Origin of the sequence: Ancylobacter novellus DSM 506 (genome assembly GCF_000092925.1) — a bacterium.
Classification (GTDB): domain Bacteria; phylum Pseudomonadota; class Alphaproteobacteria; order Rhizobiales; family Xanthobacteraceae; genus Ancylobacter; species Ancylobacter novellus.
Genome location: NC_014217.1, coordinates 4,474,999 through 4,491,651, shown reverse-complemented (window position 1 = coordinate 4,491,651; position 16,653 = coordinate 4,474,999). Strand labels below are relative to the sequence as shown.

15 protein-coding genes and 2 pseudogenes are annotated in these 16,653 nt (G+C 66.1%); 6 read left to right on the top strand and 11 right to left on the bottom strand.

What is annotated here, in order from left to right:
* The first annotated feature begins 61 nt into the window (after window positions 1-61).
* Window positions 62-1,192 (top strand): acetylornithine deacetylase, encoded by a 1,131-nt coding sequence (gene argE, locus SNOV_RS21150; RefSeq protein WP_013169016.1) that lies wholly within the window; start codon window positions 62-64, stop codon window positions 1,190-1,192.
* Between the two features lie 275 nt (window positions 1,193-1,467).
* On the opposite strand, the pseudogene SNOV_RS24290 reads toward argE, so the two are convergent.
* The 3 genes and pseudogenes from SNOV_RS24290 to SNOV_RS21135 all read right to left on the bottom strand — a co-directional run.
* Window positions 1,468-1,779, bottom strand: a pseudogene (locus SNOV_RS24290) (LysR substrate-binding domain-containing protein); the annotation flags it as partial.
* Window positions 1,780-1,925: 146 nt separating this feature from the next.
* Window positions 1,926-2,597, bottom strand: a complete 672-nt coding sequence (locus tag SNOV_RS21140; protein ID WP_013169015.1) for a pyridoxamine 5'-phosphate oxidase family protein — start codon at window positions 2,595-2,597, stop codon at window positions 1,926-1,928.
* A 48-nt stretch (window positions 2,598-2,645) separates the two neighbouring features.
* Window positions 2,646-3,647, bottom strand: a complete 1,002-nt coding sequence (locus SNOV_RS21135; RefSeq protein ID WP_013169014.1) for an MBL fold metallo-hydrolase — start codon at window positions 3,645-3,647, stop codon at window positions 2,646-2,648.
* A gap of 105 nt (window positions 3,648-3,752) precedes the next feature.
* On the opposite strand from SNOV_RS21135, the gene SNOV_RS21130 reads away from it, so the two are divergent.
* Window positions 3,753-4,649 carry a LysR family transcriptional regulator gene (locus SNOV_RS21130; RefSeq protein WP_013169013.1) on the top strand — a complete coding sequence of 299 codons (897 nt, stop codon included), beginning with the start codon at window positions 3,753-3,755 and terminating at the stop codon, window positions 4,647-4,649.
* Between the two features lie 44 nt (window positions 4,650-4,693).
* Here SNOV_RS21130 and SNOV_RS23640 read toward each other — a convergent pair.
* The 8 genes and pseudogenes from SNOV_RS23640 to SNOV_RS21095 form a co-directional block, all read right to left on the bottom strand.
* Window positions 4,694-4,768, bottom strand: a pseudogene (locus SNOV_RS23640) (methylated-DNA--[protein]-cysteine S-methyltransferase); the annotation flags it as partial.
* Window positions 4,769-4,818: 50 nt separating this feature from the next.
* Window positions 4,819-5,148: a cytochrome C oxidase subunit IV family protein gene (locus tag SNOV_RS21125; protein WP_013169012.1), complete on the bottom strand. Its 330-nt coding sequence runs from the start codon at window positions 5,146-5,148 to the stop codon at window positions 4,819-4,821.
* Between the two features lie 5 nt (window positions 5,149-5,153).
* Entirely contained in the window at window positions 5,154-5,876 is a 723-nt protein-coding gene (locus SNOV_RS21120; protein ID WP_013169011.1) for a heme-copper oxidase subunit III family protein, read from the bottom strand.
* Between the two features lie 27 nt (window positions 5,877-5,903).
* Window positions 5,904-6,629, bottom strand: coding sequence for a cytochrome c oxidase subunit 3 (locus SNOV_RS21115; protein WP_013169010.1), 726 nt, complete (start codon window positions 6,627-6,629; stop codon window positions 5,904-5,906).
* Window positions 6,626-8,398, bottom strand: coding sequence for a cbb3-type cytochrome c oxidase subunit I (locus SNOV_RS21110; RefSeq protein ID WP_013169009.1), 1,773 nt, complete (start codon window positions 8,396-8,398; stop codon window positions 6,626-6,628). Before SNOV_RS21110 ends, SNOV_RS21115 begins: the two co-directional genes overlap by 4 nt.
* Before the next feature lie 30 nt (window positions 8,399-8,428).
* Window positions 8,429-9,262, bottom strand: coding sequence for a cytochrome c oxidase subunit II (locus tag SNOV_RS21105; RefSeq protein WP_013169008.1), 834 nt, complete (start codon window positions 9,260-9,262; stop codon window positions 8,429-8,431).
* 51 nt (window positions 9,263-9,313) lie between these two features.
* On the bottom strand, window positions 9,314-10,174 hold the full coding sequence (locus tag SNOV_RS21100) for a DUF2189 domain-containing protein (RefSeq protein ID WP_013169007.1): 861 nt from the start codon (window positions 10,172-10,174) through the stop codon (window positions 9,314-9,316).
* A gap of 305 nt (window positions 10,175-10,479) precedes the next feature.
* Window positions 10,480-11,247: a LamB/YcsF family protein gene (locus SNOV_RS21095; protein WP_013169006.1), complete on the bottom strand. Its 768-nt coding sequence runs from the start codon at window positions 11,245-11,247 to the stop codon at window positions 10,480-10,482.
* 188 nt (window positions 11,248-11,435) lie between these two features.
* Between SNOV_RS21095 and SNOV_RS21090 the strand changes: the two genes are divergently transcribed.
* From SNOV_RS21090 to npdG, 4 genes are all read left to right on the top strand, one after another.
* Entirely contained in the window at window positions 11,436-13,778 is a 2,343-nt protein-coding gene (locus tag SNOV_RS21090) for a xanthine dehydrogenase family protein molybdopterin-binding subunit (RefSeq protein WP_013169005.1), read from the top strand.
* A complete protein-coding gene (locus SNOV_RS21085) occupies window positions 13,775-14,614 on the top strand; it encodes an FAD binding domain-containing protein (protein WP_013169004.1) in 840 nt (279 codons plus the stop codon). Before SNOV_RS21090 ends, SNOV_RS21085 begins: the two co-directional genes overlap by 4 nt.
* The gene (locus SNOV_RS21080; RefSeq protein WP_013169003.1) at window positions 14,611-15,831 is read left to right on the top strand and encodes a xanthine dehydrogenase family Fe-S subunit; all 1,221 of its coding nucleotides are present in this window, start codon (window positions 14,611-14,613) and stop codon (window positions 15,829-15,831) included. Before SNOV_RS21085 ends, SNOV_RS21080 begins: the two co-directional genes overlap by 4 nt.
* A 162-nt stretch (window positions 15,832-15,993) precedes the next feature.
* Entirely contained in the window at window positions 15,994-16,644 is a 651-nt protein-coding gene (gene npdG, locus SNOV_RS21075; protein WP_013169002.1) for an NADPH-dependent F420 reductase, read from the top strand.
* Window positions 16,645-16,653: the final 9 nt, after the last annotated feature.

Here is a 16,653-nt window from a genome sequence, read left to right as displayed (position 1 = left end):
GCGGCGTCTGGGCTTCGGTCCGACAGCCCGCCCCCTTCAATCCGATGCGGAGCCTCCCGGAATGAACGTCGTCCAGATCCTCGAACGCCTGGTGAGCTTTCCCTCGGTGGTCGGCACACCGAATGGCGACGTCGTGGACTGGATCGTGCGTTATCTGGAAAGCCATTTCGTCAGGGTCAACGTCCTGCCCGGCCCGGAAGGCGATCGCGCCAATCTCTTTGCGACGCTGGGACCGGAAGACCGACGCGGCTATATCCTCTCCGGACATATGGACGTCGTTCCGGCGCAGGAAGCGGAATGGCGCTCGGACCCCTTCACGCTCCGCGCAGAGGGGGAAAACCTTTACGGGCGCGGCACAAGCGACATGAAGGGCTTCCTCGCGGCCGTGCTCGCAAGCGTGCCCGCGCTGCGGGCCCTGCGGCTCGACCATCCGATCCACATCGCGTTCTCCTATGACGAGGAAGCCGGCTGCCGCGGCGTGCCCCATCTGATTTCCCGGCTGACCGAGCTGTGCGCGCCTCCCCTCGGTGCGATCATCGGCGAGCCGAGCAACATGCGCGGCGTACGCGCCCACAAGGGCAAGGCCGCCGCGCGCATCAGCATCGAAGGCCGTGCCGGTCATTCGTCGCGGCCCGATCAGGGAATCAACGCGATCCACCTCATGGTGGATGTGCTCTCCAAGGCCGTGGAAACGGCCGGGGCGCTGACCCAGGGCCCGCATGATCCGACCTTCGAGCCGTCCTATTCCTCGATGCAGGTCGGCACGCTGAAGGGCGGGCAGGCGCTCAACATCATCCCCGATCTGTGCGTCGCGGAAATCGAGGCGCGCGCCATTCCCGGCATCGCGCCGACCGCGCTGCTCGAGCCGGTGCACGCCGTTGTCCGCTCGCTCGCCGCGCACGGCATCAACGCGACATGGGAGCCGCTGAGCGACTACCCGGCGCTCTCCCTTCCCCCCGACGCGCCGTTGTCGGCGCTGGTGGAACGGCTCACCGGAGCGCCCTCGCTGGCCGCGGTGAGCTATGGAACGGAAGCCGGGCTCTACCAGAACGCCGGCATCCCCTCGATCATATGCGGACCCGGCGACATCGCCCGCGCGCACAAGCCGAACGAGTTCATCCGCGCGGAAGAGCTGACTTCATGCCAGACATTCATCGAGGCGCTGGGCGGATTCCTGTCGATCAGGTCTTGAGGTATCGGCTTTGCGCGAGTTTTGCTTTCTGCCGATACCGGACATACAGAACTTCGACTTTGAGAGGGGGCTAAATCGCAAACCTCTACATCAAAACCCGAGAAATCGGTTGAAACAGACGCGACACCGCCCGGCGGCGGCGCGATTGGTCGTGACGACGGACATGGTGTGGCGACCGTGGCGGTGCGGTGCAGTGATGTTGGTACACATCGACGTGGCGCCACACGGCTCACGTTCACCGCCGGCGCGAAGTGCAGGCTTACCCCGGCTCGGAGCATCAAGCCGAAGCGGTTGGTCGGTAGGCCGACATCCTCCAGCGGCCGGAACAGCAGCGCGCCGCTGTGGATCTCATTCTGCACGCCGATCGGCGTCATCACCGAGACACGGTCGCCGAGCAAGGCAAGCTCAACCAGCATGCGGATGGAATCGACCTCGACCAGCGGCTGCAGCACCAGCGCCGACTTCTGCAGGAATGGCTCGATGACGTTGCGGATCGAGATCTCCGGTTTGGCCACCGCCATCGGATGAGCGATGCAGGCCGCCAGCGCGCGCTGGCCAGCGGCAGGGCTTGTGCAACGGCATTGCAGGACTTCTGGTAGGCACGACGCGCACGATCGCGCCTCTCAGCCGGCCCGTTTGGCACGGCATAGACGATGCCTACCGCAGGCCGGAATAGTGCCGATGTTCCGGCGGTCGCCGTTGCCACTTGCGCACGGCATCCGCGCCGCCGGCTTCAGAGCGAACCTCCCGGGTCATTCCCTCGATGTTCCGCGGCGGCCTGTAGTTCGTGGCGCAGGCGTTCATTCTCGCGCCGCAGGGCTGCGAGTTCGTCGCGCACGGGAATGAGCACGACCTCGAGCTCGGCCTGCGTGAAGCGCGGCGTGATGTGCTGCGGGCAGTTCCAGTCGAACGCCTGCACGGCGATGAGGACGAGGCGCTCGACGCGGCCGGGATAGCCCGGCACGGCCAGCCGCTCCGCAAGGGCGGGATCGTCCGCGGCGTCGATGATCCGCATATGGCCGAAGATCTTCAGGCGGCGCCGGTGCGCATAGTCCATCAGGAACAGCGAAACCCGGTCGTTCGCCTGGACATTGCCGGTGGTGATGTACTGCCGGTTGCCGCGAAAATCGGCGAAGCCCAGCGTTCCATCATCGATGGTCGATAGGAAACCCGCCGGCCCGCCGCGATACTGCACATAGGGCCAGCCGGTCTCGGAGACGCTGGCGAGATAGAAGCCGTCGCGCGCGGCGATGAAGGCGAGTTCCGGCGGACCGAGCCGCTGGCTCTCGGAGGTTTCGCCCGAGCGGCCACGCGCGCCGATGCGCGCCCATTGGACCGCGCTGCCATAGTGCTCCTGCGCGGCGGCGACGGAGGGCGTCGTGGCGATGTCGAGATATTTGCTCATATCGGTCGTACCCCAGCGGCGCCGGCGCGGCGGCCGGCGCAGCCGATTTCAACCCTGAAACGCCCAGTCCGCCACCTGCCAGCGCATCTGCCCCCGGTCGGCGACTATACGGCCGAGCCCGGGGAAGGGCATGTGCGTCGCGGCGATCAGCGCGCCTTCCGAGGCGGCGCGGGGAAAGAAGCGATCCCGCATCGCCTGCGCCGCCGCGCGGTCCTGCTCGAACAGGAAGAAGACATCGGTCGTGCCGGGATGCACGACCGGAAAGATCATGTCGGACACCATGATGAGGCTCTGTCCGCCATCCTCGATCCGCACGCCGATATGGCCGGGCGTGTGTCCGGTGAGATCGACGATGGAGACGCCCCGCACGATCTCGCGCTCACCGTCGATCGCCTGCAGCTTCGGGTAGAGGCGCACGACCTCCTCCGCCATGCGGAAGCTGGTTTGCAGATAGTCGGGCGCCCCGTTGCGCTTGGCCGGGTCGGTCCAGTGGGTCACGTCGCGGCGGTCGATATAGAGTTCCGCCTTCGGGTAGTTGTTCTTACCGCCGGCGATCAGCCCGCCCATGTGGTCCTGATGCATATGCGTCACGATCACCGCGTCGATCTGGTCCCGCCGCAGGCCGAGCGCATTCAACGCTTCCGGTAGCGCGCCGGTCTTCCCGATCGAACCCGCCGGACCGGCGTCGATCAGGATGCGGCGCTCGCCATCCTCGACGAGATACTGGTTGAACAGGAACCGCACGCCGCTCGGCCGGGCGGTGAACTGCGCGGTCGCGGCCTGCTCGACTTCCGCGGCGCTGCGCCCCGGGAAGAAGGCGTAGGGCATGTCGGCATAGCCGTCCGTCAGCGCCGTCACGGTGAAGCGGCCGATACGAATCTGCGCCAGCGGCGTCACGCTGACGGGCATCGGGGACGTTCCGGCGGCTTCCGGCGTTGCGCCGAACGCAGGCGCGGAAGCGCCGGCCATCAGGCCGCCTCCGAGAAGGCTTCCCCCGACGAGGCCGAGGGGGAGTGCACCGGCAAACGCACGGCGGGACAATTGAGGCATGGCACTCTCCTTCCGGTGTGTTGGCGTGACGAAGCTATGCCATCCATAAACAGACGGGTATCCTGCCGGTCTGGGAGATGACCTCCCGAATTTCGGAAGGATGCCATGGATCGTTTCGAGGCGATGTCGGTGCTGCTGACGGTGGTCGAGGCGGGCAGCCTTTCAGCCGGCGCCCGCCGGCTCCGTGCGCCGCTGGCCACGGTCAGCCGCAAGGTCGGCGAACTCGAGAAGCACCTCGGCGTGCGCCTCGTCCAGCGTACCAGCCGAGGCCTTGTGCTCACGGAGGAGGGCCGCACCTTCGTCGCCGCATCACGCCGCATACTGGAGGAACTGGATGCGGCGGAGCGGCAGGCCGCCGGCGATCATGGCGCCCTGCGTGGCGGACTTCATGTGACCGCGCCGATCGCTTTCGGCGAGCGCCATGTGCTGCCGATCGCGCTGGAGTTCCTGAAGGAGCACCCGGAAATCGATCTTCGCCTGACGCTCGCCGACCAACAGGTCAGGCTGGCCGACGAGCATATCGACGTGGCGCTGCGGATCGGGCATCTGGAGGACAGCGCGCTGATTGCGACGCGCGTGGGCGCCGTGCGCCGGGTGATCTGCGCAAGCCCCGCCTATCTCGCCCGCCGGGGCATCCCGCGCCAGCCGGACGATCTCGCCGAGCATGACGGGATCAGCTTCCAGGGATTTGCGACGGCGCCGGAGTGGCGCTACCGGAGGGACAGTCCGGCCTTCGCCGTGGAGCCTCGTCCCAAATTCGCGGTCAATACGACGAATGCCGCCATTCAGGCGGCGCTGGCGGGTGTCGGCATCATCCGCGTGCTGTCCTACCAGGTCTCGGAGCACCTGCGCTCGGGCGAGTTGCAGGAGTTGCTCACGGAGTTCGCGCCCGAGCCGCTGCCGGTAAGCCTCATTCATGCGCCAGCCGATCCCCTGGGACGGAAGGTGCGGAGCTTCCTCGACTGGACCGCACCCCGCCTGCGCGCCCGGATGGCTCACTAGCACGCGCTGTCAGCGCGCCATAGGTCGTGTCTCGCTCCAGCAGATAGATTGCGTTCGGTCGCCTCGGCGCTGCGCCTCAGCAGCTGGAAACGGGTGATGCCGGCATCGCTCCAGGTGATGCCGCAATAGCCGCTCGCCGTTTCGAAGACGACCTGATCTCCTCACCCACTCACAACAGGCCGGGATTAACGGTGCGGGTCAGCAGCGTGTAGTCCGACTCGAGTACCATGATGGCGACGAAGACCAGCACCGCGCCGACCGGCAGCAGGATGGCATAGACCAGGGTCAGCCGCTCCCAGGCCATATGCATGAAGACGGCGACGATCAGTCCCGCTTTGAGCATCATGAACAACAGGATCAGCGAATATCTGAGATGCCCCTGCAGGTGGAAGTAGTCGACCAGGTAGGAGCAGGTGCTGAGCACGAACAGCCAGCCCCATACCACGAAATAAAGCCGGATCGGGTGCTGCGCGGTGTCATGGGTTGCGACATGGGTCATTTTGCTCACCACAGATAGAAGAAGGCGAAGATGAAAACCCAGACCAGATCGACGAAGTGCCAGTAGAGGCCCATGATCTCGACGGATTCGTAGCTCCCCTTCCGGCTGGTGAAGAAGCCGCGCCTTCCCGTATCGAAATCTCCGCGCAGCACCTTGCGCGCAATGGCGATGAGGAAGATCACGCCAAAGGTGACATGCGTGCCGTGGAAACCGGTGATCATGAAGAAGCTGGAGCCGAACTGCGCGGCGCCCCACGGATTCTCCCATGGCCGGACGCCTTCATGGATCAGCTTGGTCCATTCGAAGGCCTGCATGCCGACGAAGGCGGCGCCCAGCACCGCCGTCGCCAGCATGAGCATGGCGGTGGTGACGCGGTCGCGCCGGTAGCCGTAATTCACCGCCATCGCCATGGTGCCGCTGCTGCTGATCAACACGAAGGTCATGATGGCGATCAGCAGCAGTGGGAACGACGTGCCGCCGATCTCCAGCGCGAACACCTCGCTGGGATTGGGCCAGGGCACCGTCGTCGACATGCGCGCCGTCATGTAGGAGATCAGGAAGCAACTGAAGACGAAGGTGTCGCTCAGGAGGAAGATCCACATCATGGCCTTCCCCCAGGAGACGTTCTTGAACGCCCGCTGGTCGGACGAGAGGTCGGCGGCGATGCTGGCAAGGCCGGAGGATTGCCGGACCTCGTCCGCCTCGTTCCTCAGCGATATCTGCACCATCGACCGCTCCTTCGGCTCAGGACATCTTCAGCTCAACACCTGACGACAGATCTCGAAGAAATCGCCGGCCCAGCCGGCGATCAGCGCAAACAGGACCAGCCACACGACGAGCAGGAAATGCCAGTAGATGGCGCACAGCTCGACGCCGAGCGGCAGCCTGCCCCGTTCGCCGGGGATTTTATCGCCTCTGGCCTCATCGGCGCCGAACGCGCGAAAGGTGACGCGCGACAGTGCGACGAGCCCGCCCAGCACATGCAGCCCGTGCAGTCCGGTCATCAGATAGAAGAAGGCATTGGCGGGATTGGAGGCGAGAAAATAGCCCTCCCCCACCAGTTCGCGCCAGACCACGAGCTGGCCGATGACGAAGGCGAGCGTGAAGATGCCGGCACCGATCAGCCCGAAGCGCACGCCGTCGAGGTTCGCATGGCGGGATTGCACCTTGGTCCATTCCAGCGCGGCACTGGCAAGGATGAGCAGGCCGGTGTTGAACCAGAGCAGCCGTGGCACCGGCAGCGGCCACCAGTCGGCGGCCTGCAGCCGCATCGAATAGGCGCTGATGGAGAGCGCGAACAGTACCCCGGCAACCGCCAGGAAAACGCCGAGCCCGATCTTCGCCGTCGGCGGCGGGTGTGCGCTCGGCGGCTCGTCGATGACGCCGATCTCCAGCCAGGGCTTGGACATGATCCGCTGCGTCGACAGCCACCAGGCGGCGATGCCGATGAGGATGGCGAGAAAGGCGAGGACGATGCTCATGGCGTCCGGCTCGCCATCTCGCCGGCCAGCGGCGGCTGGTTCTGTGGGATGAAGTCCTCCGGCGCGCCGGGAACGTTGTAGTCATAGGCCCAGCGATAGACGATCGGCAGTTCCTTGCCGAAATTGCCGTGCGGCGGCGGCGTCACCGGGGTCTGCCATTCCAGAGAGCAGGCGCGCCACGGATTGCCGCCGGCCTCGCGCCCATGGCGCAGGCTCCAGATCAGGTTGAACACGAAGGCGAGCTGCGCCGCGCCGACCAGCAGCGCCATCACCGTGATGAAGATGTTCAGGTCGTGCGCCGACTGCGGATAGATCGCGGTCTCGCCCATCTCGTAATAGCGCCGCGGCACGCCCATCAACCCGAGATAGTGCATAGGGAAGAAGATCAGATAGGCGCCGAGGAAGGTGACCCAGAAATGGAACTGTCCGAGCGGCACGTTGAGCAGCCGCCCGGTCGCCTTCGGATACCAATGATACATGGCGCCGAAGATCACCAGGATCGGTGCCACGCCCATCACCATGTGAAAATGGGCAACGACGAACATGGTATCGGACAGCGGAACGTCCACCACCACATTGCCGAGGAACAGCCCCGTCAGCCCGCCATTGACGAAGGTGACGATGAAGGCGAGCGCGAACAGCATGGGCACGGTGAGGTGGATGTCGCCGCGCCAGAGCGTCAATACCCAATTATAGACCTTGATCGCGGTCGGTATCGCGATGATCAGGGTGGTGGTCGCGAAGAAGAACCCGAAATAGGGGTTCATGCCGCTGACATACATGTGGTGCGCCCACACCACGAAGCTGAGCGCGCCGATCGCCACGATCGCCCATACCATCATCCGGTAGCCGAAGATGTTGCGCCGGGCATGGACGCTGATGAGATCGGAGACGATGCCGAACGCCGGCAGCGCGACGATATAGACCTCGGGATGGCCGAAGAACCAGAACAGATGCTGGAACAGGATCGGGCTGCCGCCGCCATAAGGCAGGCGCGCGCCCTGCTCGATGATCTCCGGCATGAAGAAGCTGGTGCCGAGCAGCCGGTCGAACAGCATCATCACGCACCCGACGAACAGGGCGGGAAAGGCGAGCAGCGCCATCACGCTGGCGGTGAAGATGCCCCACACGGTGAGCGGCATGCGCATCAGCGTCATGCCGCGGGTGCGGCCCTGCAGCACGGTGACCACGTAGTTGAGGCCGCCCATGGTGAAGCCGATGATGAAGATCATCAGCGAGACGAGCATCATGATGATGCCCCAGGCGAGGCCCGGCGTACCGGCGGTGATCGCCTGAGGCGGATAGAGCGTCCAGCCGGCCCCGGTCGGCCCGCCCGGCACCGCAAAGCTGGCGAACAGCACCACGACCGCGAGCAGATAGAACCAGAAGCTCAGCATGTTGGCATAGGGAAACACCATGTCCCGCGCGCCGAGCATCAAGGGGATCAGGTAATTGCCGAAGCCGCCGAGGAACAGCGCGGTCAGCACATAGACCACCATCATCATGCCGTGCATGGTGATGAGCTGGTAATAGGCATCGGCGTCGATGAAGGAGAGCGCACCGGGGAATGCCAGCTGCAATCGCATCAGCCAGGACAGCATCAGCGCGACCAGACCGATCGACAGCGCAGTGACGGAATATTGCACGGCGATGATCTTCGCGTCCTGGCTGAACACATAATGCGTCAGCCAGCTCTTCGGATGGTAGAGCTCGACATCTTCGACTTCGGCCCGCGGTACGCCAGCCGCGCCAAGCGGAACATCGACCATCGGCACCCTCCCTCGGCAAGGTAGCCCTGCCTATTGTTGCGCCTTCACTTCAGCCTTCTGCCCTTTGGTTCCGTCCTGCTGCGCGATCATCCGCCTCTGCTGGCCATCCAGCCAGGCGTCATAGGCAAGCTGCTCCTCGACCACGACCGATCCGCGCATATAGGGATGGCCGGTGCCGCAAAGCTCCGCGCAGAGGATGTCGAACGTGCCGGTGCGTGTCGGGGTGAGCCAGAAATAGGTGCTGGAGCCCGGCAAGATGTCCATCTTGGCCCGGAACTCCGGCACGTAGAAATCATGCAGCACGTCGGTGGAGCGCAGCACCACCTTGACCGGCTTGCCGATCGGCAGATGCAGATCCTCGCCCTGCAGCACGACATCGTCCCGGCCGTCGGGATCGCTCCTGTCCAGGCCGAGCGGGTTGTCGTCGGCAATGCGGTCGACGCTGGTCCTGCCGAGCTTGCCGTCCTGGCCCGGCAGCCGGAAGCTCCATTGCCATTGCTGGCCGACGACCTCGATCGCCGAGGCGTCCGACGGAACGTTGATGAAATGGCTCCACACGAAGAGGCCGGGCGCCAGCATCGCCGCGACCCCGAGGCCGGTGATGACGGTGAGGCCGGTTTCGAGCCTGCGGTTCTCCGGCTCGAAAGCGGCCCGATGGCCCTCGCGGTGGCGGAAGCGCCAGACGCAATAGGCCATGAACACCAGCACGGCGACGAAAACGACGCCGGTGATCCAGAAGGTGATGATGATGGTGTCGTCGATATATTGCCAATTCGACGCGATTGGCGTCCACCACCACGGGCTCAGGAAATGAAACAGAACGGATCCGACGGCCACCAGAACTAGAACCAGGACGACATGCATCACATATATCCTTGGCCGTCGTTCGATCCGCGATCCCGTTACTGCTCGTTGCTATTGGACGACCTTGCGATAGAGATGCCACGTGGCATGACCGAGCACCGGCATGACCACGACGAGGCCGACCAGCAGCGGAATGGCACCCAGCACCAGCCCGCCGGCGACGATGAAGCCCCAGGTGAGCATGGGGACCGGATTGACCATGAAGGCGCGGACCGAGGTGCGCACCGCGACCGACACGCCGACCCGATGATCGAGCAGCAGCGGGAAGGACACGGCGCTTATGGCGAGCACCGCCACCGCGAACAGGAAACCGACCCCGACGCCGACCACGATCAGCGCCCAGCCCGGCCCGGTGGTGAAGACCGCGGTGACGAAGGCCGACACCGATTCCGGCAGGTCGGGGCCCAGCGTCATCTGGTAGATCCCCATCGCCACGAGCAGCCAGACCAGGAAGATGCCGACCAGCAGCAAGCCGAGCTCGATGATGGCGGCGAGCGAGGGGGAGGTGAGCACGTTGAAGGCGTCGGTCCAGGTGACCGATTGGCCCTGTTCGCGGCGCCGACTCATCTCATAGAGCCCGGCGGCGGCGAACGGACCGAGCAGCGCGAAGCCGGAGACCAGCGGGAACAGCAAGGGCAGGAGGCCGTTGCCGAGCGTCGCGGCCCCGATCAACAGGCCGGCGAGCGGGTAGATCAGGCAGATGAAGATCACATCCGTCCGATAAGCGCCGAAGTCGCTAAACCCCCGTCTCAGCACATCCTTGAGATCGGCGACGGTGATCCGCCGCACCTGAGGGACCACCAGACTCGCTTCTTCCGCCGGGTGATGGAAAGCATGCTCCACAGATTTGACAGCGCCGAAGGTCTGCCTGATCTGATCGAAGCTCCATACGACAGGATTCCGGATCGTCATCGCCATTCCTCCCGAACGACCTGCCCGAGGAGATGTCCGTCGCGATTGGACGCGCCCAAGAAATACAGATCACGGACGTGCCGCGACTACTGAAAAAGCAGTATACGCCGAGCGACTTCTCTTGTCAGCTTGCTTCTTGGGCGTCCGCGACAGCACAATAGGTCAACAGTACTTATCGAGCGGTGCAGCACATCGCGGCTGTGTGCGTACGTGTTTGCAGGTCCGCCGGAACGCAGGCGCGGACGCCCGCGTCGAGGATGACGCTTTTCATCTCCCGAAGGGGCTCCAGCGCCGGCGAACCGTGGTTACGCAAGCAGGACGGGCAGCGGCACCACCTCGATGCCGGCCTCGTCCAATGCAGTTCGCACCTGCTTCATGACGGGCACCGCGGTCTGTTCGTCGCCGTGGACGCAGAACGAATGCACCTTCGCCGGAATCCGCCGGCCTGAGAGGCTGATGAGAGCGCCTTCCTCGATGATCCGGAGCACCTGCTCGGCCGCGCGAGCCGGATCGCGGATGACCGCGTCCGCGCGCTCGCGCGAGAGCATCTTGCCGTTGTCGTCGTAGGCCCGATCGACATAAGCCTCATTGGCTACCCGCAGCCCGAGGCGCTCGCCGGCACGCATCATTTCCGAGCCGACATTGGCGACGTAGATCAGGTTGGGGTCGGCGGCCCGAATGCCCCGCCCAACCGCCATGGCGTAGGCTTCATCGTCATGCGCCATGTTGTTGAGCGCTCCATGCGGCTTCACATGAGTCACCTTGGCGCCGACCATACCCGCCAGCGCCTGAAGCGCGCCTATCTGATAGGTCACAAGGTATTCAAGATCGGTCGCATCCATGCGGATCTGACGTCGACCGAAACCCCAAACGTCGTTGAAGCCGGGATGCGCGCCCACTGAAACGCCGCTTGCCAGCGCGCTCTTCAGCGTCGCTACCATGATGGTGGGATCGCCGGCATGCATGCCGCATGCGATGTTGGCCGAGCCGATGAGCGGCATCAGCTCGGCATCGTTACCGACATGGAACTTGCCGTAGCTTTCCCCGATATCCGCATTGATGTTGATCTGCACGGGCGGCCTCCTTGGCGCGTCATGACCCCGGTGACGACGCGCCGGAATCGGGGTTCACAGGAAGGATCGGCACTCTATGTTGCTATCTTACTAAAATTAGTATGTTATGCCGTCAACTCGCTGATCCTTCTATTATTGCGCGTGAGATTGGATCGGAAGAGCCGGGTGATGCAGTACGTGAGGGCGGAATGACGGACCAGGGAGTGGGTTCACGTCTCCTGCGCAAGGAGGACGACCGCTTTTTGCGCGGGCGCGGGCAATATGTCGGCGACATCCGTCTGGCGGGCATGAAGGACGTGGCGTTCGTGCGCAGCCCGCTGGCACATGCGCGGGTCCGGGGCGTCCATGTGCCCGAGCACCTCGCCGGCTCGGTGTTCACCGCCGCGTCGCTGGCGGGCGTGAAGCCGATCCGCGCCGTGTCCGGCCTCCCCGGATTCAAGCCGTCCGACCAGCCCGTGCTCGCGGTCGACAAGGTCCGGCAGGTGGGCGAGCTGCTCGCCATGTGCGTCGCCGACACCCGCGCCCTGGCGGAGGACATGGCGGCCGAGGTCGATCTCGATCTCGAGGAGCTTCCCGCCGTCCACGACATGCTGGAAGCGCGCAAGCCCGGCTCCGCGCTGCTGCACGAGCAGTGGGGCGACAATGTCTTCCTGGAGACCCATGTCGAGGTGAACATCGAGGCCGCCCTCGACGCCCCGATCAAGGTCACCCGCGAGATCACGACCTCGCGCCAGAGCATGGCGCCGATGGAAGGCCGCGGCACCGTGGCCTATTGGGACAGCCGGATGGAGCAGTTGGTGCTCTACACCGGCAGCCAGATGCCGCACATTGTCCGGCAGGGCCTCGCCGAATGCCTCGGCCTGGAGCAGGAAAAGATCCGCATCGTCTCGCCCGATGTCGGGGGCGGCTTCGGCTACAAGGGTATTTTGCTGCCTGAGGATGTCTGCCTGGGCTGGCTTGCCATGCGCTGCGGCCATCCCGTGCGCTGGATCGAGGACCGCCGTGAGCACCTGACCGCGGGCGCGAATTGCCGCGAGCACCATTACCTCATCACCGGCTATGCCGACCGCGACGGCAGGCTGCTCGGCATCGACTGCGAGGCGACGGTCGATTCCGGCGCCTATTCTTCCTACCCCTTCTCGGCCTGTCTGGAGGCCGCACAGGTCGCCAGCATCCTGCCCGGCCCCTATGATTTTCCCTATTATCGTTGCCGCACCTGGTCGGTCGCCACCAACAAGTGCCCGATCCTGCCCTATCGGGGCGTGGCGCGGACCGGCGTGTGCTTCGCGCTGGAACTTGTGCTCGACGCCATCGCCCGTGAGGCCGGGATCGAACCGCACGAGGTGCGCCTGCGCAATCTGGTGCGGCCCGAGCAGATGCCGTTCGACAACATCACCCGCAAGCATTTCGACAGCGGCGATTATCCCGAGGCGCTGCGCCGCGCCATGGCGGCCATCGACCTCCCTGCGATCCGCGCCCGTCAGGCCGCCGGCGAGTCCGACGGGCGGCTGATCGGCATAGGCCATTCGATCTATTGCGAGCAGGGCGCGCACGGCACCTCGGTCTATGCCGGCTGGGGCATTCCCATGGTGCCCGGCCATGAACAGGCCACCGCCCGGATGACGCCCGATGGCGGGCTGGAACTGCGTGTCGGCGTGCACTCGCACGGGCAGAGCATGGAGACGACGCTGCCCCAGGTCGCGCACGAAATCCTCGGCATCGATACGGCGCGCATCCGTCTCGTCCATGGCGACACCGAATACACCCCCTTCTCTACCGGCAGCTGGGGGTCGCGCTGCGCGGTGATGGCCGGCGGCGCCGTCGCCACCGCCTCGCGCGAACTGGCCTCGCTCGCGGCGCGGATCGGCGCCCACCTCCTGCAGGCAGACCCGGCCGACGTCGTCATCCGCGACGGGCACGCAGTGTCCCCGACCGGATCGATCAGCCTCGCCCAGATCGCCCATGCCTGGTACCGGCGCCCGCAGGATCTGCCGGCCGACATCGATCCGCGCGGACTGGAAGTCACCATCGGCTACAAGCCGGTGCGCGACAGCGGCACCTTCAGCTACGCGGCCCACGCCGTGGTGGTCGCGGTCGATCCGGAAATGGGGGATGTCGAGATCCTCGACTACGTGATCGTCGAGGACGGCGGCAAGCTCATCAACCCGATGGTGGTGGACGGGCAGATCTATGGCGGGCTGGCGCAGGGCATCGGCACGGCGCTCTACGAGGAGATGCCCTTCGACGCGGCCGGGCAGCCGCTCGCCTCGACCTTCGCCGACTATCTCCTGCCCGGCCCGACCGAGGTGCCGGAGCCGCGCCTCGACCATATGGAATGGCTGGCGCCCTACACCGAATTCGGCGTCAAGGGCATCGGCGAGGGCGGGGCCATCGCGCCGCCCGCCGCGATCGGCAACGCCGTCAACGACGCACTGCGGGGGCTCGGCGTCGAAATGCTGCGCGCGCCCATCACGCCACGGCGCATTTTGGAAGCCATTGCGACGGCCGGCCATGCGGGGAGCGCATCATGAAGCCCGTCCGCTTCGATTATGAGCGCCCGGCCGACCTCGACGCCGCCGTCGCTCTTCTTCAGGACGACAGCCTGTCCATCAAGCTGCTGGCGGGCGGGCAGTCGCTCGGGCCGATGCTCAACATGCGCCTCGTCCAGCCGGACCTTCTGGTGGACATCTCGGCGCTCGACGCGCTGCGCCGCGTCGACGAGCGCGCCGACGAGATCATCGTGGGGGCGTGCGTCACCCATGCCGATTTCGAGGACCGGCGGGTTCCCGACGTCACCGCCGGCGCCCTTCCCGGCGTCGCCCGCGGCATCGCCTATCGGGCCGTGCGCAATCGCGGCACGGTCGGCGGCAGCCTGACCCATGCCGACCCTTCCGCCGACTGGATATCAATCCTATCGGCGGTGGGGGCCGGCGTGACGCTGCGCGGCGCCTCGGGCCTGCGCGAGGTGCGGGTGCAGGACTACATTCTCGGCGCGCTGTCGGCGGACCTGCAACCGGGCGAAATCCTCGAGGCCGTCCGCATCCCGCGCTGCGGTCCCCGCACCCGCTGGGGCTACTACAAGAGCTGCCGCAAGACCGGCGAATTCGCGCAGGCGATCGGCGCGGTCTTCTTCGATCCAGACCGGGATCTGTGCCGCGCCGTGATCGGCGCCACCGAGGCCCGGCCCATCGTGCTCGACGATGCCCGCCCGCTTTTCGGCGGCTCGCTGCACGATTTCACCACCGCGACCTTCGATGCCGATGCCGTGTCCGACGCGATCACGGCGGCCGGCATGAGCGATCCGTTAGACCGGCGTACCCATGTCGTCGCATTGCGGCGCGCCGTCCAGCAGGCAGAAGCGGCATGACCCTCGTCACTCTCAACGTCAACGGACGCGCGCTCACCGCCGAGGCCGAGCCGCGCACCCATCTCGCCGATTTCCTGCGCGAGACTCACAACCTGACCGGCACGCATATCGGTTGCGAGCATGGCGTGTGCGGCGCCTGCACGCTCATCATCGACGGCGAGCCGGCCCGCTCCTGCATCACCTATGCGGTGTCCTGCGCCGATGCCGAGGTCACCACGATCGAAGGGCTCGACGACGACGAGGTCGCCACGCAGCTGCGCGCCGCCTTTCGCCGCGAGCATGCCCTCCAGTGCGGCTTCTGCACGCCGGGCATGATGGTGTCCGCACGTGACGTCGTGCTGCGCCTGCCCGAGGCGAGCGAGCATGAGGTGCGCGTGGCCATGAGCGGCAATCTGTGCCGCTGCACCGGCTATGTCGGCATCGTGCGCGCGGTGCTGTCGGTCCTCGCCGAGCGGCGGGAAGCGGGCCAGCGCGGCGCCTCGGATGCCCGCAGCCGCCTCGGCCCGGTCGGCTCGGGCCATGCCGGTGCGACCACGCCCGAGGCCGGTGCGGCTGCGCAGCCGCGCAGAGCCGATGCCCGGCCGGCCGGCGCGCGCCCGACCGCTTCCGCGCGCGGCGTGCCGATCGAGCCGGACTGGACCCCGCAGACGACCTTCACCAAGGACTTCACCGTCGCCCACCCGCCGGAAAAGGTGTGGGACTTCTTCGGCGACGTGTCCGCGGTCGCCCGCTGCCTGCCGGGCGCCTCGCTCGTCGGCACGCCGAGCGACGAGCATGTCGAGGGCCAGATCCGCGTGAAGGTCGGGCCCATCACGGCCGACTTCCAGGGCGTCGCCGACATCAGCCGCGACGACGCGACCCGCAGCGGCCGGATCATCGGCGCGGGGCGCGACACGCGCAGCAATTCCGCCACGCGCGGCCTGATCACCTATGTGCTCAAGCCGGAGGATGAGGGACGCTCCACCCGCGTCGAGGTCTCGATCGGCTACACGCTGACCGGCATGCTCGCCCAGTTCGGGCGCTCGGGCCTCGTGCAGGACATCGCCGGGCGGCTCATCGGCGCCTTCGTGCAGAACTTGGAGGCCAGCCTCGGCCACACCGGGTCGGGCGGCGGCGCCGAGCCCGCCATGGTTTCCGAGCTGAATGCGGGCGGGCTCGTCTTCTCGGTCATCGCCGAGCGCCTGAAAGCCTTCTGGAACCGGATTTTCGGCCGATAGGGAAATCCGGCGCACCGGATTGATCGGATGCAGCAGAATTCCTCTATCATACTAACATTAGTATGATAGATTCACTTGGCGGAACGGGACGAGTATCTGCGTCCCGTCCCTGCCCGCCGCGAGAGGCCGCGTCACGGCCTGCGCTTCATCATGGGAAGTGAAATGCCAAGCGATACGACAATCGGAATTCTGGGCGGCACCGGCGATCTGGGCTCCGGCCTCGCCAAGGCGTGGGCGCGCGCGGGCTATGCCGTCATCATCGGCTCGCGCTCGGCGGAAAAGGCCGAGGCTGCCGCCGGCGAGATGGAAGGCAAGGTGCGCGGGGCCGGCAATGCCGACGCCGCCCGTGAGGCGGATGTCGTCGTGCTCGCCGTTCCCTTCGCCAGCCACGAGGCGACGCTTCTGGAAGTGCGCGAGGCGGTGCAGGGCAAGATCCTCGTCGATGCCGCCGTCCCGCTCGTGCCGCCGAAGGTCTCCACCGTTCAGCTTCCCGCCGAGGGTTCGGCGGCACAGATCGCCCAGAACCTGCTCGGTGACGGGGTCCGCGTGGTCTCCGCCTTCCACAATGTCGGCGCCGCCAAGCTGCATTCCGGCGGGCGTGCCGATTGCGACGTGCTGGTCTTCGGCAACGACAAGGAGGCCCGCGAGGCGGTCATCGAACTCGCCGGCGCCGTCGCCACCCGCGGCGTGGACGGTGGCGTTCTCGCCAATTCGGCCGCCGCCGAGGCCCTCACCTCGGTGCTGATCGGCATCAACCGCCGCTACAAGGTGCCGGGCGCCGGCATCCGGATCACCGGTCTCGATCTCTCCTGATCCCTCGCG